Source organism: Treponema sp. R80B11-R83G3 (genome assembly GCF_054786115.1).
Map to the genome: position 1 here is coordinate 1 of NZ_BDHF01000011.1, position 26,008 is coordinate 26,008.

21 protein-coding genes are annotated in these 26,008 nt (G+C 35.7%); all 21 read left to right on the forward strand.

Annotated features, from left to right (window positions below; translation table 11 throughout):
* On the forward strand, nt 1-193 hold a 193-nt coding region (locus ACYVRH_RS02735; protein ID WP_461255399.1), incomplete at its 5' end, for a DUF3791 domain-containing protein.
* Between the two features lie 81 nt (nt 194-274).
* Nucleotides 275-1,519 (forward strand): ATP-binding protein, encoded by a 1,245-nt coding sequence (locus ACYVRH_RS02740; RefSeq protein WP_461255400.1) that lies wholly within the window; start codon nt 275-277, stop codon nt 1,517-1,519.
* Nucleotides 1,520-1,533: 14 nt separating this feature from the next.
* Nucleotides 1,534-2,307 carry a TIM barrel protein gene (locus tag ACYVRH_RS02745; protein WP_461255401.1) on the forward strand — a complete coding sequence of 258 codons (774 nt, stop codon included), beginning with the start codon at nt 1,534-1,536 and terminating at the stop codon, nt 2,305-2,307.
* Nucleotides 2,291-2,866, forward strand: a complete 576-nt coding sequence (gene pseH / locus ACYVRH_RS02750; RefSeq protein WP_461255402.1) for a UDP-4-amino-4,6-dideoxy-N-acetyl-beta-L-altrosamine N-acetyltransferase — start codon at nt 2,291-2,293, stop codon at nt 2,864-2,866. Before ACYVRH_RS02745 ends, pseH begins: the two co-directional genes overlap by 17 nt.
* A complete protein-coding gene (gene pseI, locus ACYVRH_RS02755; protein ID WP_461255403.1) occupies nt 2,859-3,887 on the forward strand; it encodes a pseudaminic acid synthase in 1,029 nt (342 codons plus the stop codon). The genes pseH and pseI overlap by 8 nt, the downstream gene beginning before the upstream one ends.
* A 1-nt stretch (nt 3,888) precedes the next feature.
* Nucleotides 3,889-5,244, forward strand: coding sequence for a hypothetical protein (locus ACYVRH_RS02760; RefSeq protein ID WP_461255404.1), 1,356 nt, complete (start codon nt 3,889-3,891; stop codon nt 5,242-5,244).
* Between the two features lie 3 nt (nt 5,245-5,247).
* Nucleotides 5,248-6,279: a glycosyltransferase gene (locus tag ACYVRH_RS02765; protein WP_461255405.1), complete on the forward strand. Its 1,032-nt coding sequence runs from the start codon at nt 5,248-5,250 to the stop codon at nt 6,277-6,279.
* 7 nt (nt 6,280-6,286) lie between these two features.
* Nucleotides 6,287-7,015 (forward strand): hypothetical protein, encoded by a 729-nt coding sequence (locus tag ACYVRH_RS02770; RefSeq protein ID WP_461255406.1) that lies wholly within the window; start codon nt 6,287-6,289, stop codon nt 7,013-7,015.
* Nucleotides 7,008-7,958: a hypothetical protein gene (locus tag ACYVRH_RS02775; protein ID WP_461255407.1), complete on the forward strand. Its 951-nt coding sequence runs from the start codon at nt 7,008-7,010 to the stop codon at nt 7,956-7,958. The genes ACYVRH_RS02770 and ACYVRH_RS02775 overlap by 8 nt, the downstream gene beginning before the upstream one ends.
* Nucleotides 7,959-7,964: 6 nt before the next feature.
* Nucleotides 7,965-9,248 (forward strand): polysaccharide deacetylase family protein, encoded by a 1,284-nt coding sequence (locus ACYVRH_RS02780; RefSeq protein WP_461255408.1) that lies wholly within the window; start codon nt 7,965-7,967, stop codon nt 9,246-9,248.
* Nucleotides 9,245-10,321, forward strand: a complete 1,077-nt coding sequence (gene wecB, locus ACYVRH_RS02785) for a non-hydrolyzing UDP-N-acetylglucosamine 2-epimerase (protein ID WP_461255409.1) — start codon at nt 9,245-9,247, stop codon at nt 10,319-10,321. Before ACYVRH_RS02780 ends, wecB begins: the two co-directional genes overlap by 4 nt.
* Nucleotides 10,322-10,418: 97 nt before the next feature.
* A complete protein-coding gene (locus ACYVRH_RS02790) occupies nt 10,419-11,705 on the forward strand; it encodes an ATP-binding protein (RefSeq protein ID WP_461255410.1) in 1,287 nt (428 codons plus the stop codon).
* Nucleotides 11,659-12,978 (forward strand): nucleotide sugar dehydrogenase, encoded by a 1,320-nt coding sequence (locus ACYVRH_RS02795; RefSeq protein WP_461255411.1) that lies wholly within the window; start codon nt 11,659-11,661, stop codon nt 12,976-12,978. The genes ACYVRH_RS02790 and ACYVRH_RS02795 overlap by 47 nt, the downstream gene beginning before the upstream one ends.
* Nucleotides 12,975-14,057, forward strand: coding sequence for a hypothetical protein (locus tag ACYVRH_RS02800; protein WP_461255412.1), 1,083 nt, complete (start codon nt 12,975-12,977; stop codon nt 14,055-14,057). The genes ACYVRH_RS02795 and ACYVRH_RS02800 overlap by 4 nt, the downstream gene beginning before the upstream one ends.
* A 16-nt stretch (nt 14,058-14,073) precedes the next feature.
* Nucleotides 14,074-15,369: a phosphoenolpyruvate mutase gene (gene aepX, locus ACYVRH_RS02805; RefSeq protein ID WP_461255413.1), complete on the forward strand. Its 1,296-nt coding sequence runs from the start codon at nt 14,074-14,076 to the stop codon at nt 15,367-15,369.
* Nucleotides 15,370-16,518 (forward strand): phosphonopyruvate decarboxylase, encoded by a 1,149-nt coding sequence (aepY, locus tag ACYVRH_RS02810; protein WP_461255414.1) that lies wholly within the window; start codon nt 15,370-15,372, stop codon nt 16,516-16,518.
* A 9-nt stretch (nt 16,519-16,527) separates the two neighbouring features.
* Entirely contained in the window at nt 16,528-18,357 is a 1,830-nt protein-coding gene (locus tag ACYVRH_RS02815) for a 2-aminoethylphosphonate aminotransferase (RefSeq protein ID WP_461255415.1), read from the forward strand.
* Nucleotides 18,354-21,032, forward strand: a complete 2,679-nt coding sequence (locus ACYVRH_RS02820; RefSeq protein ID WP_461255416.1) for a YidC/Oxa1 family membrane protein insertase — start codon at nt 18,354-18,356, stop codon at nt 21,030-21,032. The genes ACYVRH_RS02815 and ACYVRH_RS02820 overlap by 4 nt, the downstream gene beginning before the upstream one ends.
* Nucleotides 21,029-22,252 carry a CDP-glycerol glycerophosphotransferase family protein gene (locus ACYVRH_RS02825; RefSeq protein WP_461255417.1) on the forward strand — a complete coding sequence of 408 codons (1,224 nt, stop codon included), beginning with the start codon at nt 21,029-21,031 and terminating at the stop codon, nt 22,250-22,252. Before ACYVRH_RS02820 ends, ACYVRH_RS02825 begins: the two co-directional genes overlap by 4 nt.
* Nucleotides 22,245-24,938 (forward strand): YidC/Oxa1 family membrane protein insertase, encoded by a 2,694-nt coding sequence (locus ACYVRH_RS02830; protein WP_461255418.1) that lies wholly within the window; start codon nt 22,245-22,247, stop codon nt 24,936-24,938. The genes ACYVRH_RS02825 and ACYVRH_RS02830 overlap by 8 nt, the downstream gene beginning before the upstream one ends.
* A complete protein-coding gene (locus tag ACYVRH_RS02835; protein ID WP_461255419.1) occupies nt 24,935-26,002 on the forward strand; it encodes a glycosyltransferase family 4 protein in 1,068 nt (355 codons plus the stop codon). Before ACYVRH_RS02830 ends, ACYVRH_RS02835 begins: the two co-directional genes overlap by 4 nt.
* The last annotated feature ends 6 nt before the right edge of the window (nt 26,003-26,008 follow it).

Here is a 26,008-nt window from a genome sequence, read left to right on the forward strand (position 1 = left end):
AACTGATATTGTAAATGATTTTTTAGTTTATGTTATAGAAGAATATAAATTTCTAGAAAACAAAACGGCAAAAGATACAATGGAATTATTTTCTAAATATAATGTGTTCAATTACATATTAAAACATTATAACGCCTTACACACAATGGGTGGCAGAGCAATTGCTGATGATATTAATTGTTTGATAAAATGAAAAAAGTCCCAATGAGAAAGAAATATATATAATTTCCTTGACAAATAAATTTACATAGGATTGTTTGGCGAAAAATACGGAATGGAAGACGCTGAAAGCGTTTCGCCTACCGAAAAGGAGTACGATTTATCAGCCGAATTACATAAAACACGATTAATATATATCAAAAATACGGAAAAGCGCGATAAAAAAGAAGAAATATTAATTAAGAAAATAGAAAAAGATGTTGTTCGTAAGTCTTTTTCTGATTCAGATGAATTAAAAACAGAAGTTTATGCGTCATTGATACGTTACCTTGAAGAAAAAGAAATTATACGTTTGTCTCCATATGACGCAACTTTTAACAGAACGGCGACGCTTGAAGATATTGACGAGAGAAAAGTAACAGACTTTGTTGCAAGAGCGCGAATTAAACGAAATTTTCCTTTTGATGAAAGTGTAAGTTACAAAGCAATTTTATCGCATTTGGATTTAATTGCAGATGAAAGAGTTACAAATGTGGCAATTTTGCTGTTCGGTAAAAAACCGCAAAAATTAATGATTACGTCTTCTGTAAAATGCTGTCAATTTTATGGAAACAAGGTAGAAAAGCCAATACCCTCGTATCATATTTATGATGGCGATGTGTTTCAGCTAATAGATCAGGCGGTAAGTTTTGTGATGTCGCGCATTGACGCAAAAGTGGGAGATAGGAATAAAAGCATTTTAGCGGACGTAGAATCTGAACTTCCGTTGCAAGCCGTAACAGAGGCAATAGTGAATGCCGTCTGTCACTGTGACTATACAAGCAACGCAAGTATACAGGTGATGCTTTTTAAAAATCGCCTTGAAATTTGGAATCCCGGTCAACTTCCTTACGGGTTGACTATCGAAATGCTGAAAACAGAACATCCTTCCCGTCCGGCAAACCCGTTATTGGCGCGTCCGATGTATCTTTACGGTTCCATCGAACAAGTAGGAACCGGTACAGAAATGATTGTGGAAAAATGTATTGCGCAAGGTTTGCGTTCCCCTGATTTTAAACAGGATACCGATTTTGTTACAACCTTTTGGAGAACTGAAAAAGACACTGAAAGAAAAAATATAGCTGAGAAGAAAAGTTCGGAGAAAAAGGGGACAGAAAAGGGGACAGAAAAAATATCAAAAAATCAACAATTGATAATTGACAATATTATTAAGAATCAACATATTACAATAAATGATCTGGTTATTGCCGTTGGTATTTCTGCGAGTAAAATAAAAGAAAATTTATCAAAACTCAAGGACAAATGTCTTATTGAACGTATCGGACCCGACAAAGGCGGTCATTGGAAAGTCCTAAAGTAAATTTTTAAGTGACAATGGATAAAATTTCATATACAAAAATCATGCAATTCGGTTTAAAACTTGGCAGTAAAAACATTAATTACACTAAAGATATCCTTTCATTTTATGAAGCGGGATATTTTCAATATATAGAATTATTTGCCGCCCCTGACAGTATTAATGATACTATTGTGTATTGGAAACAGTTTTCCATACCTATAATTATTCACGCGCCACATTCATTCGCTGGTATGAATCTTTCATTGCCGGAAGAACGAGAGAGTAATAAAAAGAAATTACAGGAGACTTTTCAATTTGCCGATGCTCTTAAATCGGAAACGATTATATTTCATTCCGGGGTTAATGGAAAAATTGAAGAGACGATTAATCAACTTAAGGCATTTGTTGATTCCCGATGCGTAATTGAAAATAAACCGTTAAAAGGGTTGAATGGGGAAAAATGTTTGGGGGCTACTCCGGAAGAAATCAAATATATTTCTAACGAACTTATGTTAGATTTTTGCCTTGATTTTGGTCACGCGATATGCGCCGCCAATTCAATGAAAAAAGAACCGTTTGAATTAATCAAAGAGTTTCTTGCGCTAAAACCACGTATGTACCATTTAACTGACGGCGATCACAAATGTGAATATGATTCGCATCTGCATTATGGCAAAGGAACTTTCCCAATTAAGGAATTGTTTAAAATGGTTCCAGATGGAGCAAAAGTAACCAATGAAGCCAAACATGATTCTGAAAATAAATTAGATGATTTTAAGGAAGACTTTTTCTATGTCAAAAACATATAGATTAATTCCGTTAATCGACTTAGATAAAGAAACTCAATTAAAAGTCTTAGAAATAAGAAATGAAGAGTATATTCGGGCATGGATGTTCACAGGAAATAAAATAAACGCGGATGATCATCTTGCATGGATAGAACGATTAAAGAATGACAAGAGCCAAATTTGTCTGATAATTATTGATGAAGATGACAAAGCCTTTGGCGCTGTAAATATAAAAAACATTGATAAAGAGAATAAAATTGCCGAGTTGGGATTTTACAAGAGCCAAAATATAAATGAAAAGGGACTAATGACTAAATCCTTAAGTACAACTATTGATTATTCTTTTAATAACCTCGGCATGGAAAAGATTTACAGCGAAGTTTTTGACGGTAACATAAAAAGTTTAGCAATACATAAAAGGTTATTGTTTACAGAAGAAGGCTTTTTGCGTTTGCATAAAATTAAAGGGGGAAAACGCATAGGGGTACACTTATTTGGCTTGTTAAAAGACGAATGGGAAACCGGGAAAAAGAAAATAAATATCAGAGATGATATAATTGTAAAAATAAATAATGTTTAAAGAATTAACCAAACCATTTATAATTGCCGAAATGAGCGGAAACCACAATCAAAGCCTTGAGAGGGCATTGGCTATTGTTGAATCTGCGGCAAAAACAGGCGTTGACGCCCTAAAAATACAGACATACACTCCCGATACGATAACAATAAATTCTGACAGAGATGAATTTAAAATAAAAGATAATAACAGCCTATGGAAAGAAGAAACCCTTTACTCGCTATACAGTAAAGCATATACTCCCTGGGATTGGGATAAGCCGATATTTGACAAATGTGCCGAATTGGGAATAATCGGTTTCAGTACCCCGTTTGATTTTTCAGCGGTTGATTTCCTTGAAAAACTAAATGCGCCTTTTTACAAAATTGCCAGCTTTGAGAATTACGATCTGCCCCTTTTAAAATACACAGCAAAAACAGGAAAACCTGTTATAATGTCTACAGGCATGATACAACTGGAAGAATTAAAAGAAAGCGTAAATGTGCTAAAAGAGAATGGTTGTCCTGAAGTTGTACTGTTAAAATGCACCAGCACATATCCTGCTGTTCCAAAAAATACTAATTTGTTGACTATAACCGATATGCAAAAACAGTTTCCAGATTGCGTTATTGGTTTATCAGATCACACATTGGGAACCGCTGTGTCAGTTGCGAGCATAGCATTAGGCGCAAAAGTTATTGAGAAGCATTTTACCCTCTCAAGGGCTGAAGGCGGCGTAGATAGCGCGTTTTCTATGGAGCCGTCCGAAATGAAGGATTTGGTTAATGACGTTAATATGGCTTACCAGTCATTGGGAAACGTGTTTTATGGTCCAACCGAAGCTGAAATTCCATCGTTAAAATTCAGGCGTTCTCTTTATGTTGTCAAAGACATTAAAAAAGGAGAACTGTTTACTCCTGAAAACGTCAGATCAATACGGCCCGCAAATGGGTTATCGACAGAGATGTATAATGATGTTCTTTCAAAGAAGTCTGCCGTTGATATTAGAGCAGGCGTACCCTTAGATAAAGGCATGATTTGTTGAAATGAAAAATTTATTGATATCTATCCCCTGCGCCAGAAATGTCAGATATTTTGTCGATACAAAAATTTTTGATGATATAGCTAATTATTGCAGTCAAAATGATATTCATATTTATTTGGTTCATAAACAAGAAACGCTCTCTAATTTTATTTCGCTTTATAAAAATATTACAGAACTTCGTTACCCAAATATAAATAAATCATCAAAATTAGTTAAGCTTTTTAGAAATCTTGTCAATGAACCTTCATTATTTTGGAAATATCTCTTTCATGGCCGTGTTTCTCCTTTCAAAATATCACCACGTGACTCTATAAAACGAAATATTCTAAGATTAGTTTTATTTCCATTTTCTTTATTATATTATATTCCAATTATTAGTAAGTTTATTATTAATTTTTCTTTTTTTGATATAAACTACATACAATTTTTAAAGAAATTTCAAATCGATGCAGTAATTTTAAATTTACCGGAATGTATTGAAGAAAGATTAATATCTCATTCATGTAATAAAATGAAAATACCTATTGTAGCAGGTTGTGATGGGTGGGATACCTATCTAAATAATGGTTATGTGCATATATTTTCTGGTGTAATGGTCTGGGGGAAAGAAATGGCCATACATGCAAAAGAATCAGGAATTAAAGAACATCAATTAATATATATTGGAATGCCCCATAAAAGCAGAATTCAACATTCTATGGCTAATATGGATAAAGATAAAATACAAAAAAAATATAACATTGATAAAGATAATAAAGTTATACTTATCCCATGTAACAGATGGTATCAGACAAATGATATGGAAAAAAATTTTATTAAAGCGCTATTACATTATATTGAAAATAATAAAGAAATAAATTATATAATCATTTTAAGAGATAATCCCGGCGGAATTCCCAGGAAAGAAGATATAAATTATAAAATTATCTATAAAAACAACAAATATATTCGTTTTCAGGTTCCTGTCAAATCATTTATGGATTCTTGGACAGGTATTATAGAAAACAATATTATTAGCGAAATTGCTGAGTTGTTTTTGATTACTGATTGCGTGTTTTCTATAACGTCTCTTTTTATGCTTGAAGCGGCTATTTCAAATATTCCAGTTAATTTTTATAACATTAAAAATGAAAAATATAATGTCCGATATGCTACAAAAAAAAGATTCTATAAATCATTACTAAATATGGGAATTCCTGAATTAACAGATTATAAAGATATTCCAAGTTTTTTGAATAAAATAAATAAAAAGGATAATCTGGAATATTTAAAAAATATATCATTTGCCTTTGATTATTGTGAACCAAATTATATAAGTAAATTATTTTCCCTACTGGAATTAATTAACAAAGAATGAAATATGAAAAATAAATCTATTATAATCGTTCCATTTAATGAAACTGAACAATATTTATCTTTAATGATAAAAGCTTATAGAGCAAACAATTGTTGCGTTTTATCTTTTTCTATAAATAATTTGTTTAAAGTTAATTATTTAATGCTTAATTGGTTTGAAAATATTTCGTATAAAAATAATTTAAGCTTAATTGTAAAATTTATAAAAAATATAACAGCTATATTGTTTTTTAGAGTATTAAATAAAAAGATTATCTGGACATTACATAATAGAAAACCACATAGAACAGAAATCAATAAAGCTATTGTTAATATTTTTTCTAAAATAATTATGAAATTATTATTTTTAATATCATATAAAATTATTATTCATTCTAAAGCGCCTGTGATAAAATATAACTTATCAAAATTCATTTATGTTCCTCATCCTAATTTTATAAATTTTTATGGAAATCCAGAAACAAAAAATACATTAACAAATGAAAAAATAAAATTGCTTTTCTTTGGAACAATTATACCTTATAAAAATTTAGATATTTTAATTCAGGCGATTAATGAACTTAACTTTCAAAATCTTGAATTACAAATTGCCGGTAAAATTTCAGACAATTATATTAATTATATAAATCATTTAATAGGAAACAATAATTCTATTAAAACAAATTTTAATTTTATTTCAAATCATGATATTCCAAAATTAATAGCAAATTGTCATTTAGTAATAGTACCCTTTGATTTAGAAAGCTGTTACAACGCCTCAACTGCGATTTTATCATTTTCTTATAAACGTTCTGTAATATGTACAGAAATAGGAACTGTTCTTGATATAGAGAATAAAAGCCTATATTTTGGATATACATATGAAGAACGTATACAACACAAACAAAGATTAAAAGAATGTATTAGTCATGTATATAATAATTATTCAGGTAATTACAATAATCTTTTACAACTTGGTGAGCAATGCTATAATTTTATTAACGATAATAATAATATAGAAGAAACGATTAAATCATTACGCAACATTTTTATATAGATAATAAATGAACATACTAAAAGAAAAAATAAAAAAAAGCAAATGCTTCTTATTTTATAAAAAGATAAATAATACAATTTTAAAATTAAAATATATTATTATCGGTAAATTTCTTGGAATAGATATTAGTCTAGTTTCTTATAATCAGAATGAAAATTCTGATTATATCCAATATCAACCTGCATATACTTGGTATATAAAAAAAATAATGAAACTTTTTTCTATAAATCAATCTGATAAACTGCTGGATTATGGCTCTGGAAAAGGAGCAGCTATGATTTTCTTTGCACGGTATTCTTTTATTGAAATAGGTGGTGTTGAATATAATAAAAATCTTCATGAAACGGCAATAAACAATTTTAAAAAAATAAAATTAAATTATTTGAAATCATATAATTATGACGCTGCCTTATTTGCAGATATTGATCAATATACATATTTTTTTATGTATAATCCTTTTATTGGTAATATTCTTGAACTGACTATTGAACAAATAAAACAAAGCCTCATAAGAAATCCACGGAAAATTACTATTTTATATCAAAATCCTATTGGACATGATTTATTTGTTAATTCAAAGTTGTTTCCATATATCAAATCATGTTTTATACCATCATTACTAAATCTTAATAAAAAAAATAAACGTTATGGAAGACAATTCATAAATATATATTGTACAGAAATATTAAATATTAACTTTTCTAAATATGGAATCATATTAATTGATAATGTCTAATAAAAACAAATATATTGAATTTTGTACAGAACGCTCCGATATTCCCATTTTCAGCCAACCGTGGTGGCTGGATGCGGTTTGTCCTAACAGTTGGGACGTTATTCTTATCGAGCAAAATAATAAAATAACAGCGTCTTTCCCATACTATAAAAAAAAAATTAAAGGGATATTTAGCCATATCGGGATACCGCCGCTTACGCAGAAACTTGGCCCTTATATCGTATATGATTCTAAAATAAAATCAGAAAACAAAAAAATTGGATATGAGCATGAAATTTACGGTGAAATAATAAATAAATTGCCCAAATGCGATAGTTTAAAAATAAATTTTGACTGGAAATATAAAAATTGGCTGCCATTTTACTGGAAAGGTTTTAAACAAACAACAAGATACACTTATATGCTGGATAATATATCGGATCACGATTCTATAATTAATAACTACTCAAAAAGCAAAAAACAGCCAATACAAAAAGCAAAAGATATATTTACCTTAAAATACGATTTACCTAAAGATGATTTTTATTCCTACTTTTTAAACGTTGTCCGTGAACGCCATGAAGTTATTGAATTTTCCAAAGATTTATTTAATCGTCTCTATGACGCAGTATATGAACACAAAGCAGGCAGAACATTTTATTGCATAGATACGGATAAAAATATTCATGCTATTAACATGGTTGTATGGGACAGTGAATGCGCGTATTATCTTTTGGCAATAAGAAGCAAGAAATATAATACCAGCGGCGGTACGGAATTCCTTGTTGATGAGACTATAAAATATGTATCGCAATTTGTAAACAAGTTTGACTTTGAAGGCAGTATGATTAAAGGAGTTGAAGAATCTTATCGTCATTATGGAACACGGCAAATTGAATATTATACTATTTCAAAATGCGATAATCTTATTTTAAGAATACTCTATGCAATCAGAAATGATTAATAATTTATGGATAAATTAACAGCCTACATTATTGATTTCCTAGCCCGTTTTCCCCTTTCTGAATCAAGCATTATCCATTATGGTAAAATTGAAGACGCTTCCGTTAATGCAAAAATTATTATTATTCCTGCATTTCATAACTTTGAAATAACAAGTTTACCTGAAACGCCATTTAAACATCTTAATGATACACCAATACTTTATGGCAATTCTAAAATTGAAAAGCAAAACGGAAAATTAACAGTATACGCAGATATTATCGCTTCATCTTTTTTTCTTCTTTCCCGTTACGAGGAAATATTAAAACAGCAATGCCGTGATCATCATGGCAGGTTTTTGGCGAAAGATTCCGTTGTTTTTCAGCAAGGTTACGGAAACAGCCCGTTGGTTGATGAATATGGCGTACTGCTCCGCAAATGGTTACGTGAAATCGGGGCGAATGTTCCCGCCGAAAATAAAGGATTTGGTAAAATATGCCTTACCCACGACGTTGACGAACCGTTTCATTTTAGCCGCCTTCACACGGTATGCAAACAATATCTTAAAAATCTGTTAAAATACAATTATTCTTCTTCTCCTTTTAAAAAATATTTGGATGAGCGGTATGATGAGTATTATACGTTTCCAAAAATTATAAACTATGATAAAACTTTGCGTGAATCATTGCCTGATGTGACACTAGAGAGCATATATTTTTTTATAACGGCAGGATCTTTCTTTAATACAAAATACTATAATTTTTTTTCAAAAAAAATAAATCGTTTAATTAATCTTCTGATTGAAGAAGGCGCCAGACCGGGACTTCACATAAGTTATGAAGCCGGTAAAAACCCAAAAGAAATAAATTATGAAGTAAAAATGTTTAAAAAAAAGTGGGGAGGCGCCAATGTTGTCAGCCGTCATCATTATCTGCAATGGCGCGAACCGGAAGATATTGTATTTATGGAACAGGCGGGAATTAACGATGATTTTACCTTATCTTATGCTGACAGCGCGGGGTTCAGGGTTGGAACTTGCCGTCCATACAGATTCATTAATCCCAAAACAAAAGAAATAACCAATGTAATAATCCATCCGCTTGAAATTATGGAATGTACTCTTAACCTTAAAAAATACATGAATCTTGATTATGAAAAGGCATTAAGTGCATGTAAAGAAATAATTGATCAAGTCTATAAACATAATGGGGAACTCGTGCTATTATGGCATAACACTGAATTTACAGGGTTGAACTATCAGGAAAAATTGTATATTTCTGTTTTGGAATATATAAAAAAAATAAATAAATGAACATCCTAACCGTCATAGGCGCGCGACCTCAATTTATCAAAGCCGCCGTATTAAGCCGCTTTATCCGCGATAATCCTTCTTATGGCATTACAGAGACGCTCCTTCATACAGGCCAGCATTATGACCAGAATATGAGCGACGTGTTTTTTGAAGAGATGGATATCCCTAAACCGGAAATAAATCTTCATGTGGGATCTGGCAATCACGGAAAAACTACAGGGTTGATGCTTGAAAGAATTGAAGAAGTAATTCTTGAACGAAAGCCCGAAGCAGTTTTGGTATATGGAGATACCAATTCAACATTGGCTGGCGCGTTGGCGGCAAGCAAACTTCATGTTCCGGTCGCGCATGTGGAAGCGGGACTTCGTTCTTTTATGATGGCAATGCCTGAAGAGCAAAACAGGCGCTTAACGGATCATCTCTGTACATGGCTTTTTTGTCCAACTCAAACCGCAGTGAACAATCTGGCTCATGAAGGCATTGTCAATCTTAAAAACGCTTCCCTGCCCTCTTCCGATAATAAATGTGTCGCGCTGACAGGTGATATTATGTTTGATGCTTCGCTTTATTATCGAAAAAAACCCGGCGTTCAAACAAATGAAAAAGATTTTATTCTTTTAACAATTCACCGCGCCGAGAATACCGATGATCCAAACAGGCTTAACGCTATTTTTACCACGCTTAATGAATTATCCGGTTTTCGTTTCATTTTTCCCGTCCATCCGCGCACTATAAAAATTATTGAAAAAGAAAAAATAAAACTGTCAAAACATATAAAAATGATAGAACCGGTAGGCTATCTTGAAATGTTGGCGTTGGAATCAGCCTGCACTGCCATTTTAACCGATTCAGGCGGCGTGCAAAAGGAAGCGTATTTTTTTAAAAAACCCTGCATTACCATGCGTGATTCCACAGAATGGATAGAACTGGTTAACGCCGGCTGGAATACGCTTACTGGCGCGGATACCTGCAAAATTATCAACGCCGTCCGGAATTTACATATTCCTGATGAATACCCCTCTTTATACGGCGACGGAAACTGCGCTCAAAAAATATGTGATTTTATGAAGTAATATATTCCACTGATAGTGGAATATTTATTCCATTATTACTGAAATAAATATTCTATTACTACTGGAATATTGTCTTGTATTGGCGTATACTAATACTATGAAATTATCGGAAATACAGGATATAAGCGTCACTCAAAAAGTGAAGCTGGAGGAGCAGGAACAGGGACTTATACGCAAATCATTAGCTGAACTGCCAGACATAAAAAGCCACGCGCTGGTTGTATGCGGCATCAGGCGGTGCGGAAAAAGTACGCTGCTCCGGCAATTTGTACAGAAATTAAAGCGGCCTTACTTTTATTTAAACTTTGACGATATGCGCCTTGCGTCTTTTTCTCATGCGGATTTCCGGCTTATAGATAAAGTTATTGCCGAATCAGGCGCAAAACTGATTTTTTTTGATGAAATTCAATCGGCGCAACGGTGGGAATTGTATGTACGGCAAAAACTTGACGAGGGCTTTCAGGTTATTATTACAGGTTCAAACGCTTCCCTTTTAAGCCGTGAACTTGGAAGCCGTTTAACGGGGCGGCATCTGTCAAAAGAGCTTTTTCCGTTTTCTTACATGGAATTTTGCGGTTTTACAGAAGCTAATCCCGGCTCGCAATCCCTGTCAAATTATATTGAAAAAGGCGGCTTTCCTGAGTATCTGAAAACAGGCAATACAAATATTCTGAGTCAGTTACAGTCGGATATTTTATACAGGGATATTGCGGTGCGTTACGGCATTCGTGACGCCTCGTCATTACAGCGTTTGTTTGTGTATCTTGTGTCAAATCCGGCCCAACTTTTTTCACCAAGCAAGTTGACAAGCGTTGCGGGAGTTAAATCGCCCACTACGGTTTTGGAATATATCTCCTTTTTTGAGGCGGCTTACCTTATACGCCTTTTACCCCGTTTCGCATGGTCAGTCAAAGCTCAAAATCTTGCGCCTAAAAAAGCGTATATCGCCGATACGGGGCTTATAAAAACAGGCGCTGTTTCATTTAGCGGCAATTTGGGCGCCCTGCTTGAAAATTGCGTATATAACGTCCTGCGGGATAAGGCTGGCAGTTCCGCTTTACCATCGGAGATTGGAATTTACTATTTTACCGGTAAAAGCGGCGGTGAATGTGATTTTATTTTTTCGCCGCATAGCAACCCGTCATGTATTCAGGTTTGCTGGGAACTGACGCATGATAACCAGGATCGGGAAATTAACGGTCTGCTTGAAGCTATGGAGTTTTTTAATTTGGATTGCGGCACTATCCTTACATTCGATACTGAGGATATAATTAAAACTGACGGGAAAAATATTGATGTAATTCCCGCATGGAAATATATGGCAAAGGAGGGCAATAATGGCAAACGCGGAAATACTAAAAAAAATCCACGAAAAAAGCGTTAAAATCGGAGTAATCGGCCTTGGCTATGTGGGGCTTCCTCTGGCGGTTACATTTGCGCGTAATGGCGTTTCCGTGCTTGGCTTTGAAAAAAACGCCCAAAAAACAGACGCTGTAAATAAGGCGCAGAACTATATCAGTGATGTTGACAATACGGATTTGAAAAATGTTGTTTCTGAAACAAAAGCGTTTTCCGCAACAGTTGATTTTTCCCGTATAAAAGAATGCGACGCGGTAATAATTTGCGTGCCTACGCCGTTGGATAAATTTAAAAAGCCGGATATGAGTTATATTGAACAGTCCTGTATTGATATTGGCAGGAATATGAAATCAGGCACGTTTATCAGCCTTGAAAGCACCACTTATCCTACAACGACAGAGAATTTTATGAAACCGATAATCGAGCGGGAATCAGGATTGCAGGAAGGGATAAATTTTTGGTTATGTTTCAGCCCGGAACGAATTGATCCGGGGAACAAAGACTACAAAACAGATAACACGCCTAAAGTTGTAGGCGCCCTTGGAGAAGAATCAAAACAAATCGCCGCCGCATTATACGGTCTTGCAATACAACATTTACATGTTGTGTCTTCACCGAGAATTGCCGAGATGGTAAAGATTCTTGAAAACACATACCGGCTTGTAAACATTTCCCTTATTAACGAGCTTGCCTTGCTCGCCGGCAAAATGGATATTGACATTTTGGAAGTGATAGAAGCGGCAAAGACAAAGCCTTACGGTTTTCAGGCTTTTTATCCCGGTCCAGGCATCGGCGGGCATTGCATCCCGCTTGATCCTTTTTATCTTGAGCATATAGCTAAAAACTTTAATTTTGAACTTTCAATGATCCATACGGCGGGAACTATAAACGATCTTATGCCTTACCGTATTATGAACAAAATTTCTTTTGCCTTAAACCGGCATAAGAAAGCGTTAAATGGCTCTACTGTTTTGTTTCTCGGCATCGCTTATAAACCCGATATTGACGACGCGCGTGAAAGCCCCGCGCTGTTGGTGATGGAACAAGTAGCAAAAAAAGGAGCGAAAGTTTTCTACCATGACCCTTATATATTAGATGTTACAGATGAGCATGGGAATCATTATACCGGCGTTTCACCCACTGATGAACTGCTCAGCTCTGCTGATTGCGTTGTGTTTACAACTAATCATTCATGCTTTAATGTTGAGTATATCGTTAATAAAGCGCGGTTGGTTGTAGATACAAGAAACGCCGTTAAAAATATTTCTATTGAATCGGATAAGGTTTTTAAGTTATGAAATTTCTTGTAGTTAGCGACCGTGAATACAAAAAAACCAACCGCGGCATTGATATGATAACGACCTATCTTGCTGAAAAAAAACATACTTTGGACCATCTTGTGTTTTTTACGAGAAAAAAATGTTCTGCAAAACAAGTAAGCGGGAATATACGGCAACTTTACACTTATGATCCTATTAGGCTTTATTATAAGATAATACAATTTGTTTTTCCTTCTTTTATTCTTCTTGCCTATTTCCGTTTTCTAATTAAGAAACAAACTCCTGTTGATTTTTCACAGTATGATTATGTTGTTCTTGAATCCGGTTTACCGATTTATTTTTCACTTGAAATATCAAACAAAATAATCTACCGCCAGTCCGATCCCATTTTTATATGTTTTAATTCAAACAGGCGTTTTTATAAATCGCTTGAAGAAAATGTTATTAAAAAATCAGTCTTTGTTACAAGCGCTCTTAATGAGCGTTATTTTCCCGTTGAATACAAAGATAAAATTATACACTTTCATTCAGGATTCATTCCGTATCAAGAATTAAATCCCATAAATCCTGAAAAACAGTTTGTTGTTATGGGCGGAGAAATCGACTTGCATTTATTAAAGAAAATGGCAAAAAATTATCCTGAGTTTATTTTTTCGGTAATAGGCATTAGAAAGAAGAAAATAGGCCGGAAAAATATTATTTTTAAAGGTTATCTTGATTTCCAAAATTATCAAAAACTTCTTTCTTCATGTTTTGCCGTTATCATCCCATTTTCAAAACATTATGTCAGGCAGCTTAAACAAGTTTCTTTTACGGCAAAAATTCTTTTTCCCATGTATATGGGACTTCCAATATTATTAAGAAGTTATGGCTCAATTTTCCATACTAATTTAGAAAAAAAATTATTTGTATATAAATCACACAAAGAAGCATTAATTATGCTTAATACGCTAATTGAAAAATTTGAACATGGTGAATTTGACCGAAAGGTGTCAAAAGAGACGATGGAGTTTCTTATTCCGCAAACATACGAGAACCGATTAAAGAAACTTGATGAAATTTTTAATCGTTATTTGAATATTGATATTAACAATTAATATTATGAAAGAAATTATGGAAAAAACAGTATATCTTGGAATGCGCGGTGATATAATTCATCCGGGAATAATCAACATTATCCGAGAAGGCGCAAAACTCGGCGAGCTAACCGTAGGACTCTTAACCGATTCGGCTATCGCTTCCCATAAACGCCTGCCCTATTTAACTTATGGGCAGAGGAAAGACGTTATTGAAAATATAAAGGGCGTAGCGCAGGTAATCCCACAGGAAGAATGGAGTTATGTGCCTAACTTGCGAAAGTTAAAACCTGACTACATCATTCACGGAGACGACTGGAAAAGCGGTCCTTTGCGGAAAGAACGCGATGAAGTTTTTGCTGTTATGAAAGAACTTGGCGGTGAAGTCATAGAGATTCCCTATACTGTGGGGATTAATTCATCTTCAATTAATGAGGCGATACGTTCCATTGGCACAACGCCGGACATTCGCCTAAAAACGCTCCGTCGCCTTCTTGATTCAAAACGGATTGTAAGAATTATGGAAGCGCATTCAGGGTTGTCCGGTTTAATAATAGAAAATCTTGAAATTGAAAAAGAAGACGGCTTGCATAGTTATGACGGAATGTGGTCTTCAAGTTTGACAGATTCTACAAGCAAGGGAAAACCGGATATCGAAGCGGTTGATCTTACTACCCGCCTGCATGATTTGACAAATATTCTTGAATGTACGACAAAGCCGATAATTTTTGACGGCGACACAGGCGGTCAACATCTTGCCTTCACTGTAAAAACGCTTGAAAGAAACGGAATATCAGCGGTCATCATAGAAGTGTCAAACTTGAAGACCACATTCCGTCATAATGGAACTGACGTTAATCAGGAATTATGCCCCATTCCCGAATTCTGCGATAAAATTAAAGCCGGCAAACAGGCGCAGGTAACAAAAGAATTTATGATTATAGCGCGGCTGGAAAGTTTGATTGCCGGTTTCCCCGTCTCACACGCTATGGAAAGGGCGAGGGCATTTGTCGAAGCGGGAGCAGACGGCGTTATGATACACAGCAAAGAAAAATCTGGCGATGACATAAAAGAATTTTGTACGCTTTTCCGCGCCGAATATCCTCATGTGCCGATTGTTCTTGTTCCCACAACATATAACAAATTTACAGAGAAGGAACTTGCCTCATGGGGCGCGAATATTATTATATACGCTAACCATATGCTACGCTCGGCGTATCCTGCGATGGTCAACACCGCAAAAATGATCTTACAAAACGAACGCTCTCTTGAAGCGGATTCGGTTTGTATGCCAATAAAAGAAATACTGGAATTAATTCCGGGCGGAAAATAATTGATAACTGCTGAATATTTTTACAACAAACTCACAGAAAAAGGAATAGGGTTTTTTTCCGGCGTGCCTGATTCTCTCCTTAAAGATTTTTGCGCATATATAACCGATCACGCTGAAAAGAAAAACCATATTATCGCAGTAAACGAAGGGGCCGCTATTGGCCTCGCCTGCGGGTACCATCTTGCAACAGGACGCGTTCCGCTTGCGTATATGCAAAATTCAGGCATCGGCAATGCGGTTAATCCCCTGCTCTCCCTTGCCGACAGCGAAGTTTACCGCATTCCTATAGTGCTTATCATAGGCTGGCGCGGAGAGCCGGGCATTCATGACGAGCCTCAGCATATCAAACAAGGCAAGGTTACCCGTTCTCTCTTTGAAAGCATGGGTATTCCATACGCTGTTCTTGAAAAAGATGAGAACGGCGTTAACGGCCAGATTGAAACTTGTTTTAAAACGCTTTCTAAAACAAGTTCCCCATACGCTCTTATTATACGCAAAGACACATTCGCGCCTTATACCCTTCAAAAAAAAGAAGATCATGACGCGGTAATGACTCGTGAAGAGGCTATAGAAGAGATTACTTCTGGCCGCGGCGGAATTATTGTTTCAACTACCGGCATGATCTCACGCGAATTGTACGAGTTACGCGACAAAACCGCCGATGGTCATGAACGTGATTTTCTTACCGTAGGCTCTATGGGGCACGCGTCTTCCATTGCGTTGTCCATCGCTTTACAAAGGCCTGAATTGCAGGTTACATGCCTTGACGGAGACGGAGCGGCGCTTATGCACATGGGATCGTTAGCTGCAATTGGCACGCAAAAACCTCGTAACTACCTCCACGTTGTTCTAAATAACGCGGCTCATGATTCTGTCGGAGGGCAGCCTACAATAGCCCCGTTAATTGATATGCCAGCAGTCGCGCGCGCCTGCGGCTATACAAATGTTTATCAGGCTAAAACAAAGGAAGAACTTAAAAATATTTTGGCTAACAAACGCGAAGGACTTACATTTATTGAAGTAAAAGTAAAGAAAGGCGCACGAAAAGATTTGGGGCGCCCAAAAACAACGCCGCAGGAAAATAAAACTGCTTTTATGAAATATATCGAAGAATATCGTCTTCGCGTTGATCACGCGGCTATAAACTAAGGATAAAAAATGATAAAACAGGCGGTTATTGTCGCGGCGGGTCTTGGTTCCCGCCTTAAAGAAAAAACAGTTTCAAAACCAAAAGGATTCCTTGAATTGGGCGGAATCGCCATTGTTGAATGGTCGGTTCAAAAACTGCTTTCATGCGGAATTGAAAAAATTATTATAGGCACTGGTTATCATGCCGAAGCGTACAATGATCTTGCAAAAAAATATCCTGCTATTCAAACGGCGTTTAGCGCCGACTATGAAACAACCGGCAGTATGGCTACTTTAAGCGTTTGCGCTCCTTATGTAACAGATGATTTCCTTTTGTTGGAATCCGACCTTATCTACGACAGTATAGGGCTTTCAGTCCTTTGCAACGATATTCATGAAAATGTAATCCTCGCTTCAGGCGCGACTAATTCAGGAGACGAAGTGTATCTGGAAGCGGCTAACGGCTCTTTTTTAAAGGCGCTTTCAAAAAACAAAAACGAACTTGCTTCAACTTACGGCGAACTTGTCGGAATTACAAAAATTTCTCCGTCTCTCCTTTCCGCAATGTGCGCCTATTACGATAAAAAACGCGCGGGATCTCCTAAACTTGACTATGAACACGCGATTATGGCGTGTGCTGACTCAAATCCGACCTTTATCCGCAAGATTGAATATTACGCGTGGCGCGAAATTGACGATGATAGCCATCTTGAAATGGCGCAAAGTAAAATACTCCCGCTTATTCAGGAAAATGAATCGTTACGCCAAATACGCCGCGAAGTCCTATTAAATCCCGGTCCCGCGACAACAAGCGACAGCGTTAAATACGCCCAAGTCTGCGCCGATATTTGCCCACGTGAAAAGGAATTCGGCGATGTGATGAAATGGATATGCCGAGAACTTACCGCCATTGTCGCCGACGCATCTGAATATGAAACGGTCTTTTTTGGCGGATCAGGCACTGCCGCCGATGAAGTTATGGTTTCCTCCTGCGTTCCTGAAACCGGGCACATTCTTATTGTTGATAACGGTTCTTATGGACAGCGGCTTGCGAAAATAGCGTCAGTTTATAAAATTAACCACACTGTTTTTAAAAGCTCAACTTATGAAAAAATTGATATATCCGCTCTTGAGAAAGAATTTAAAACCGGCAAATATACTCATCTTGGCATTGTGTACCACGAAACCACAACAGGACTGCTCAACCCACTTGATATTATTTGCCCATTGGCAAAAAAATATAACATTGTAACAATAGTTGACGCCGTTAGCATATATGCCGGAATGCCGATGAACCTGTCCAAACTTGGCATTGATTTTATGGCTTCCACTTCCAATAAAAATATTCAAGGGATAGCCGGCGTTTGTTTTGTTATCTGCAAAAAAAATGAGCTTGAAAAAACAAAAACTATTCCCATGCGAAATTATTATCTTAACCTTTATGATCAATACGCGTATTTTTCTAAAACTGGACAAACCCGTTTTACCCCTCCCGTTCAATCTCTTTACGCGCTCAGACAGGCAATTCTTGAAACAAAACAAGAAACTGTGGAAAAACGCTGGGAGCGTTATACTGAATGTTGGCGTATTCTAGTTGACGCTGTTAAAAAATTAAACTTAAAAATGCTTGTAAAAGAAGAAGACCAGTCTCATTTAATAACCGCTATTTTTGATCCTGAATCGCCAAAATACAGCTTTGACAGTTTGCATGATTTTGCCCGTCAAAGCGGATTTACGATTTACCCCGGAAAATTGGGTAACATAAACACTTTCAGAATAGCGAATATCGGAGACATTAAACCGCACGAGATGAAAAGATTTACTGAAGTTTTAAAGCTTTATTTAGATTCCATTAAATGATTGATTTCTTATATAACATATTTATCTTTCCTCTGGTACAAATAGTTGAAATTTCATTTGTAATCGTATACCGAATATTCAAGGACAAAGCGCTTGCCATATTCGGAGTAAGCGCCGCCATTACCGCCTGTACCATGCCTCTTTATTTTATTGCTGAAAAATGGCAGCAAATTGAAAGGGAGTTGCAGGCAAAGCTAAATCCTAAAATAAAAAAAATAAAATCTGTTTTTAAAGGCGATGAACAGTATATGGTTCTTTCCGCCTATTACAGGCAGAATCATTACCATCCGATTTACGCCCTAAGAAGTTCTTTGGGGGTTTTTATACAGGTTCCCTTTTTCATTGCGGCCTACGCGTATCTTTCAAATTTGGAATTTTTAAAGGGAGCGTCTTTTCTTTTCATACGGGATTTAGGCGCTCCTGACAGGCTTCTCTCTTTCGGGGGTTTTTATCTTAATTTGCTTCCTGTTGTTATGACGCTTATTAACTGCGTTTCAGGCGCGGTATATACAAAGGGATTAGCAGTCCGTGAAAAAATTCAGGTTTACGGAATGGCTTTAGTTTTCCTTGTTCTGCTCTACAATTCGCCGTCCGGCATGGTTCTTTACTGGACCATGAATAATATATTCTCCCTTATTAGAAATATTCTGTCTAAAACAAAACACGCGAAAAAAATAGTATACTGTTTTCTTTGTCTTTGCGTCATTTTTATTGATATTCGCTTTATCTCTCTTGGTTTTTCCCCCAAGCGTTTATTTGTCGCTGGGTTATGTTCCTTGATTTTCTTTGTCCCCCTCTTCATCAAATTTTATAAGTTCTGCGTAAAAAAGTTTTCAACAATGGTTCAGCCGGAACAGAATTCTTTATCTAACAATAAAACTTTTATCCTTTCCGCCTGCATTCTTTTTATCCTTTGCGGCCTTGTCATTCCAAGCTCACTCATAGCGTCTTCGGTGCAGGAATTTTCCTTTCATGCTCCTTATACTACTCCCCTGCCTTTTATTTTCACGATTTTTATCCAGTCTGCGGGTTTTTTTCTATTTTGGCCTCTTTGCGTTTTTTATCTTTTTCCAAAAAAAGTTAAATACGGCCTTACTCTGATAATTTCGCTCTTTTCCATTATGGCCCTTATTGATACGTTTCTTTTTCCCGGCGACTACGGTTTCCTTACCACTTCATTCAGGTTTTCCAATCCCGATACATTTGAATCAAAATACAAAATAATTATTCTAAGCGGCCTTGCCACTATCGGCTTATTATGCGGGTTTACATATCTTCTATTAACTAAAAGAAAATTTATTTTTTATTCATTTCAATTAATTATTCTTACAGCCCTTGTTTTTTTCGGCGTCTATAATGTCTTTAAAATTAACAGTGATTTTTTAAATTATGATAATCAAAGACGGCAATCCGGCATTAACGCGGCTTATTCACAAAAGCCTGATACAGTTTATCATTTTTCCAGAAACGGAAAAAATGTTATTGTCATTATGCTTGACGCGGCAATTTCAGGTTATGTTCCTTATATATTTGATGAAAAGCCGGAGCTTTTAAAAGATTTTTCCGGCTTTACCTATTATCCCAACTGCGTCAGTTTTGGCTGCCATACCAGAATTGGCGCTCCTGTTCTGTTCGGCGGCTATGAATATGAACCGCAGTTTATTCAAAAAGACCGTTCCTTTGCGATGCAAAAACATAATGAGGCACTGTTAATGATGCCTCGTATTTTTCTGAAAGAAGGTTACCGCGTTACCGTTACAGAACCTGTTTTTGCAAATTACAGTTGGAAGCCCGATTTAAGCGTTTTTGCCCCTTATCCTGAAATTACGGCCATGAACATCATTGGCAATTACACTGGATTGTGGCTGCGTTCACATCCGGAACTTAAAATATTATCCGTTCCCGAATTATTACGAGAACTGTTAATTCGTTTTTCTTTATTAAAAATTTCACCGCCAGCGTTTAGAATATTTATTTATGACAGAGCGGACTGGCTTAAAGTGCAAAATAACTCTTCAGAACAGCTTTCGCTGGATACGATTGACAGTTACACTACCCTTGACTCTTTACCTTTGATAACTGATATTACAGATGATACGGTTAATACTTATACCGCAATAGTTAACGACCTGACGCACTACCCCGCCATATTTCAATATCCCGATTATGTCCCTAAAATGGACGTTACCGACATGGGCAACGGAATTTTTGCGGATGAAACAACATACCATGTCCTAATGGCTTCTATTCTGCTTTTGGGAAAATGGTTTCATGTTTTACAGGAACAGGGAGTTTATGACAATACACGGATTATTATCGTTTCTGATCACGGAAAGCAAGTTAAATGCGCGTATTCGGGTAATATTCTTCTTCCCAATAATGATATGCTTTCGGCTTATCATGCGCTTCTTATAGTTAAAGATTTCAACGCGCATGGGGAACTTGCCGCAGATTCAACATTTATGACTCATGGGGATGTTCCTGCCATTGCTATGAATGAATTAATTGACAATCCAAAAAATCCCTTTTCAAATAATCCGGTTACGATTAATAAGAAAAATGGCGCTTTTATCACAAGCGCAAGCACCCTGCAATTTAAAATTACGGATGATCAATGGCTAAGCGTCCATGATAATATATTTGATCCTAAAAATTGGAAAAAGGAGAAAAAATGAATATTCCTCTTCTGTACATTGACCCGGGAACTGGAAGCGCGTTATTCTCAATTTTAATCGGAGCTGCGGCGACTATTTATTTTCTTGGCCGCGCGCTAATAATAAAACTGAAAGTCTTTTTTTCAGGCGGAAAAGCAGCAAATGCCGTATCTACGGAACATGCTTTTGTCATCTATAACGAAGGTAAACAGTATTGGAATGTTTTTAAGCCTGTCCTTGACGAATTTGAAAACAGAAAAGTCGAACTTCTTTATCTTACTTCCGCGCAAGATGATCCTGTTTTTAATGCCGCATGGAACTTTGTCAAGGCTGAATTTATCGGCGAGGGTAACCGAGCTTTCGCGCGCCTTAATATGCTCCGCGCCGGAGTCTGCCTTATGACCACCCCCGGTCTTGACGTGTACCAGCTCAAACGTTCAAAAATGGTAAAACATTACGCGCATGTTCTTCACGCTCCTGTAGACGCGACATTATACCGTCTTTTTAGTTTTGATTATTTTGATTCCGTGCTTTTAACCGGCGATTATCAGGCGCAAGACATTAGGGCTTTAGAGCGTCAGCGTAATATTCCTGAAAAAAAACTTGTTACTGTAGGCTGTAGTTATCTTGACGTATACGCAGAAAAAATTAAAAACCTTCCCAAAGAAGAAAACCATCCTTTTACCGTGCTTGTCTCTCCTTCATGGGGTACTTCGGCGCTTTTGACCCGTTACGGTGAAAAACTGCTCGATCCGTTAGCCGCCGCCGGATGGCGAATTATTATCCGCCCGCATCCCCAATCAAAAAAATCAGAAGCCGCAATGCTGGAACGCCTGCAAATGCGCTACAAAAATACAAAAAATATTGAATGGGATTATGAACGGGAAAATATTTATTCCTTAAATAAAGCCGATATAATGATTTCTGATTTTTCAGGAATTATTTTTGATTATATGTTCCTGTTCGATAAGCCGGTACTGTATGTAACTCAGAGTTTTGACTCGCGTCCCTATGACGCAGACGATATTGAACATGAATTATGGCAGTTTAAAACTGTCAAAGAGGCTGGAATTGAACTTAGGGAAGAAGATTTTCCGCGAATTACAGAAGTAATAAAAAACGCTGGGGACAGCGAATCTCTTAAAACAGCCCGCAAGAAAGCCCGCGAAACGGCATGGCAGTATCCCGGCGAAGCGGGAAAACGGATTTTTGAATTTATCAATGGAATTGTAAATGGCTGATATTTTTTATACAATTATTATTTCTCCCATTGTTCAAATTATAGAATTTGTATATGTTTTCTTTTTTAAGGTTTTTAAGAACGCGGCATTCTCCGTTCTTGGCGTCAGCTTAACAGTTTCTTTTTTATCTCTTCCGCTTTATATAATGGCGGAACGCTGGCAAATTATTGAACGCGATACAGTTAAACGGCTAAAACCCGCCATAAAAAAGATAAAATCAGTTTTTTCAGGCGATGAACAATTCATGATTCTTTCCACTTTTTACCGTCAGAAGCATTATCATCCGCTTTACTCTCTTCGAAGCTCTATCGGGCTTATAGTTCAGATTCCGTTTTTTATTGCGGCATATTCATTCCTGTCAAATCTCACAGCCTTGCATGGGGTAAGTTTTCTTTCCATAAAAGATATAAGCCTCCCTGATTCACTATTACATATTGGCAATTTTTCCGTAAATATTCTCCCTATAGCGATGACTCTGATTAACTGCATAGCCGGATTTGTTTACACTCAAAACCTCTCAGCCCGCGATAAAATACAAGTTTATGGAATGGCTGCCATTTTTATGATACTGCTTTATAATTCGCCATCGGCGCTTGTTTTGTATTGGACGCTCAATAATATTTTTTCACTTGTTAAAAATATTTTTTATAAGATAAAAAACCCGGTAAAAGTTTTATATATTATCCTATGCGCCGTCTTTACATTATTTATTATTTATTTGTTATTTTACATGAAAACGCGCCAATTAAAATTCAGGCTTCTTATTACATTTATTATATCTTTATTTTATTTTTTGCCTTATTTCCTTAAAGGTTATAACTTTCTGCATAATCAACTTTTAATTAAATTATTTCAAAACAGGAAAAACATGATTATCCTTTTAATGCTTTCATGTTTTACGCTTTTTCTGCTTGCGGGCCTTTATATTCCGTCTTCCGTAATCGCGTCTTCTCCTGATGAATTCTGCTATATCGAAAATCACGCTTCTCCTTTTGTTTATATTATCCATTCCGGTTTATTCTTTTTTGGATTTTTTGTTATTTGGCCGGTAAGTATTTTCTTTCTTTTTTCTGACAGAATAAAATCTTTAATAATTTTTATTATTGTTTTTCTTGCGTTAATATTTTCAATTTATACTGTCGCTTTCAGCGGAAATTACGGCACAATGAATACGCTTTTTAATTTTAATACTACCGGCGTATTTGGGGTCAGATTTATTCAGGCTGTTCTTTCAATAATTATTCCACTTTTATTATTATTCATTTTATTTTTTATTATCAGCAAACGCAAAATTACATATCTAAATTCTTTTTTATCAATATTGATAATTTCACTTGCTGTCATTTCCCTATCCAATATTGTAAAAATTAAAAAAGCATATACTTTACTGAGCGTTAAAATGGCAAATACTCCGGAAAAAACTTCACTTGAACCTATTTTCAATCTTTCAAAAGAAAATAAAAACGTAATTGTTATTATGGCAGACGGCTCAATTAACGGATATGTGCCTTTTATTTTTAATGATCTTCCAATTCTTAATAAACAATTTGACGGTTTTACGCTTTATAAAAATACGGCTTCATTTGCCGCTCATACGCTAATGGGCGTGCCTCCTCTTTGGGGCGGTTATGAATATACTCCCATAGAAATGAACAAAAAAAATAACATTCCTCTTGTTGAAAAGCATAATCAGGCGCTTTTAACAATTCCTATTTTATTGGAAAAAAACGGTTTTAATGTTACCGTAACGGATCCTTCTTGGGCAAATTATTCATGGATACCGGATAATTCCATATATGATGAATATGATAAAATAAACGCTTTTAACATAATACGCCATTATACCGGTTTATGGTATGAAAAAAACGAACCTGATAAAAAAGAATTTACCTTTCCAAGAATAAAACGTAATATCATCTGGTTTTCCATATTAAAAATGAATAACCCGCTTTTACGTCTTATTATTTACGATTCCGGCTGGTATTGGGGCACGGATAACATGGGAAGATCCATAATTAATTTTATAAATTCTTACGCAATTCTGGATTTTTTGCCTGAACTTACTTCTTTTGACTCTACAGAACAATCAGCTTTATTAATAACCAATGAATTAACTCACGAAGACGTATGGCTTCATGGTGAAAATTTTAAACCTTCCGAAATACCGTCAACAATCGGAAATAGCATATATGCGTCTTACGGAACGTATCAATCTAATATTGCCCTATATTTAAAATTAGGCGAATGGTTTGATTTATTACGAAAAAACGGAGTTTATGATAATACAAGAATAATAATAGCCGCCGATCATGGCGCCCGCGTTAACAATTTATTATCAAATGATCCATTATCCATAAATGGTGAATCACGCGAAAAATATAATCCTGTTTTATTATTTAAGGATTTTAATTCTCATGGCGAATTATCCATAAACAATGATTTTATGACAAACGCCGACGTTCCTTTTTTAACGCTTAACGGCTTAATTGATTATCCCACAAATCCGTTTACAGGCAATGCCATTACGACACAGCCAAAAGAAAATGGGATATTAATAACTACGCAACATTCGCCAATGACCGGTAATCACGGAAAATACGCATTTAATATAAAAAAGAACGAATGGATATATCTTCATGATTCAATTTTTGAAGCGTCAAATTGGGAAAGTTTTGAATTGCCATGAAAATACTTCTTGATTGCAGGCATATCAACGCGAGCGGAGGAATAGGGGTTTATTTTAGGGGACTTCTTCCCTTTTTTCTCTCATCAGGAGCTTCAATTGCTCTTCTGGGCGATGAAAATATATTAAGGCAATTCACGCAAAACAATGCCGCTGAAATAACTCATTGCACAATAAAACCTTTTTCCCTGCGCGATACATTCGCTTTTCCTAAATCAATCCTTAAAAAAATAAATTCATGCGATGCCTATTACACTCCCTATTTTAATGTTCCTAACGGCATAAAAATTCCCGTATACTCCACAATTCACGATATAATTTTTCCTGATATGCCCGACCTTGTTTCTAAACCGGGACTTTGGGCGCGTATGTATTTTTATAAAAGTGCGGCGCGGCTTTCTAAAACTATTTTCACTGTTTCAGAATTTTCAAAATCTAGAATTAAACATTTTCTTGGCGAATCGTTAAATGTAATTAACGCCTCAAACGCGGTTAATACGCCGTTTCAAACAGGTTATAAAAATATAACAGAAAAAAAGAAAAATATCATATTCATCGGAAATATCAAAAAACATAAAGGCCTTAACATACTGCTTGACGCTTTTTTACAATGCAGTAAAGAAGGCTTAAATTATAAGCTTGTTATTGTAGGTTCACAAAAAAACTTCCGATCTGAAGATAAGAAAACATCAAAACGGCTTAACAATTCGCAAGGACAAGGGGTTACATTTTCAGGTTATATTAGTGATGATGAAAAATGGAAACTCCTCGCGCAAAGCGCACTTTTAGTTCAACCTTCCCTGTATGAAGGCTTCGGCTACCCTCCTCTTGAAGCTATGCTCTGTGGAACTCAGGCCATTATCTCAGATATAAGCGTTTTTAAGGAAGTTTTTTCCGGTTTTCCCGTTATTTTCTTTAATTCTGGAAACAGCAGCGACTTGCATGATAAGTTAATGGAAATTCTTTTTAATAAAAGTCCGCAAGTATTACATCTGAATGACACATTAAAAAACAAGTATTCTTTTGAAAAAACTTTTTCTATAATTAAGAAAGCCCTTTGGCATTAATTTTCT

Excerpts from the sequence above, each read along its gene's own strand:
- ACYVRH_RS02740 (WP_461255400.1), top strand. The coding sequence starts at position 275 with ATGGAAGACGCTGAAAGCGTTTCGCCTACCGAAAAGGAGTACGATTTA.
- ACYVRH_RS02745 (WP_461255401.1), top strand. The coding sequence starts at position 1,534 with ATGGATAAAATTTCATATACAAAAATCATGCAATTCGGTTTAAAACTT.
- pseH (WP_461255402.1), top strand. The coding sequence starts at position 2,291 with ATGTCAAAAACATATAGATTAATTCCGTTAATCGACTTAGATAAAGAA.
- pseI (WP_461255403.1), top strand. The coding sequence starts at position 2,859 with ATGTTTAAAGAATTAACCAAACCATTTATAATTGCCGAAATGAGCGGA.
- ACYVRH_RS02760 (WP_461255404.1), top strand. The coding sequence starts at position 3,889 with ATGAAAAATTTATTGATATCTATCCCCTGCGCCAGAAATGTCAGATAT.
- ACYVRH_RS02765 (WP_461255405.1), top strand. The coding sequence starts at position 5,248 with ATGAAAAATAAATCTATTATAATCGTTCCATTTAATGAAACTGAACAA.
- ACYVRH_RS02770 (WP_461255406.1), top strand. The coding sequence starts at position 6,287 with ATGAACATACTAAAAGAAAAAATAAAAAAAAGCAAATGCTTCTTATTT.
- ACYVRH_RS02775 (WP_461255407.1), top strand. The coding sequence starts at position 7,008 with ATGTCTAATAAAAACAAATATATTGAATTTTGTACAGAACGCTCCGAT.
- ACYVRH_RS02780 (WP_461255408.1), top strand. The coding sequence starts at position 7,965 with ATGGATAAATTAACAGCCTACATTATTGATTTCCTAGCCCGTTTTCCC.
- wecB (WP_461255409.1), top strand. The coding sequence starts at position 9,245 with ATGAACATCCTAACCGTCATAGGCGCGCGACCTCAATTTATCAAAGCC.
- ACYVRH_RS02790 (WP_461255410.1), top strand. The coding sequence starts at position 10,419 with ATGAAATTATCGGAAATACAGGATATAAGCGTCACTCAAAAAGTGAAG.
- ACYVRH_RS02795 (WP_461255411.1), top strand. The coding sequence starts at position 11,659 with ATGGCAAACGCGGAAATACTAAAAAAAATCCACGAAAAAAGCGTTAAA.
- ACYVRH_RS02800 (WP_461255412.1), top strand. The coding sequence starts at position 12,975 with ATGAAATTTCTTGTAGTTAGCGACCGTGAATACAAAAAAACCAACCGC.
- aepX (WP_461255413.1), top strand. The coding sequence starts at position 14,074 with ATGGAAAAAACAGTATATCTTGGAATGCGCGGTGATATAATTCATCCG.
- ACYVRH_RS02815 (WP_461255415.1), top strand. The coding sequence starts at position 16,528 with ATGATAAAACAGGCGGTTATTGTCGCGGCGGGTCTTGGTTCCCGCCTT.
- ACYVRH_RS02820 (WP_461255416.1), top strand. The coding sequence starts at position 18,354 with ATGATTGATTTCTTATATAACATATTTATCTTTCCTCTGGTACAAATA.
- ACYVRH_RS02825 (WP_461255417.1), top strand. The coding sequence starts at position 21,029 with ATGAATATTCCTCTTCTGTACATTGACCCGGGAACTGGAAGCGCGTTA.
- ACYVRH_RS02830 (WP_461255418.1), top strand. The coding sequence starts at position 22,245 with ATGGCTGATATTTTTTATACAATTATTATTTCTCCCATTGTTCAAATT.
- ACYVRH_RS02835 (WP_461255419.1), top strand. The coding sequence starts at position 24,935 with ATGAAAATACTTCTTGATTGCAGGCATATCAACGCGAGCGGAGGAATA.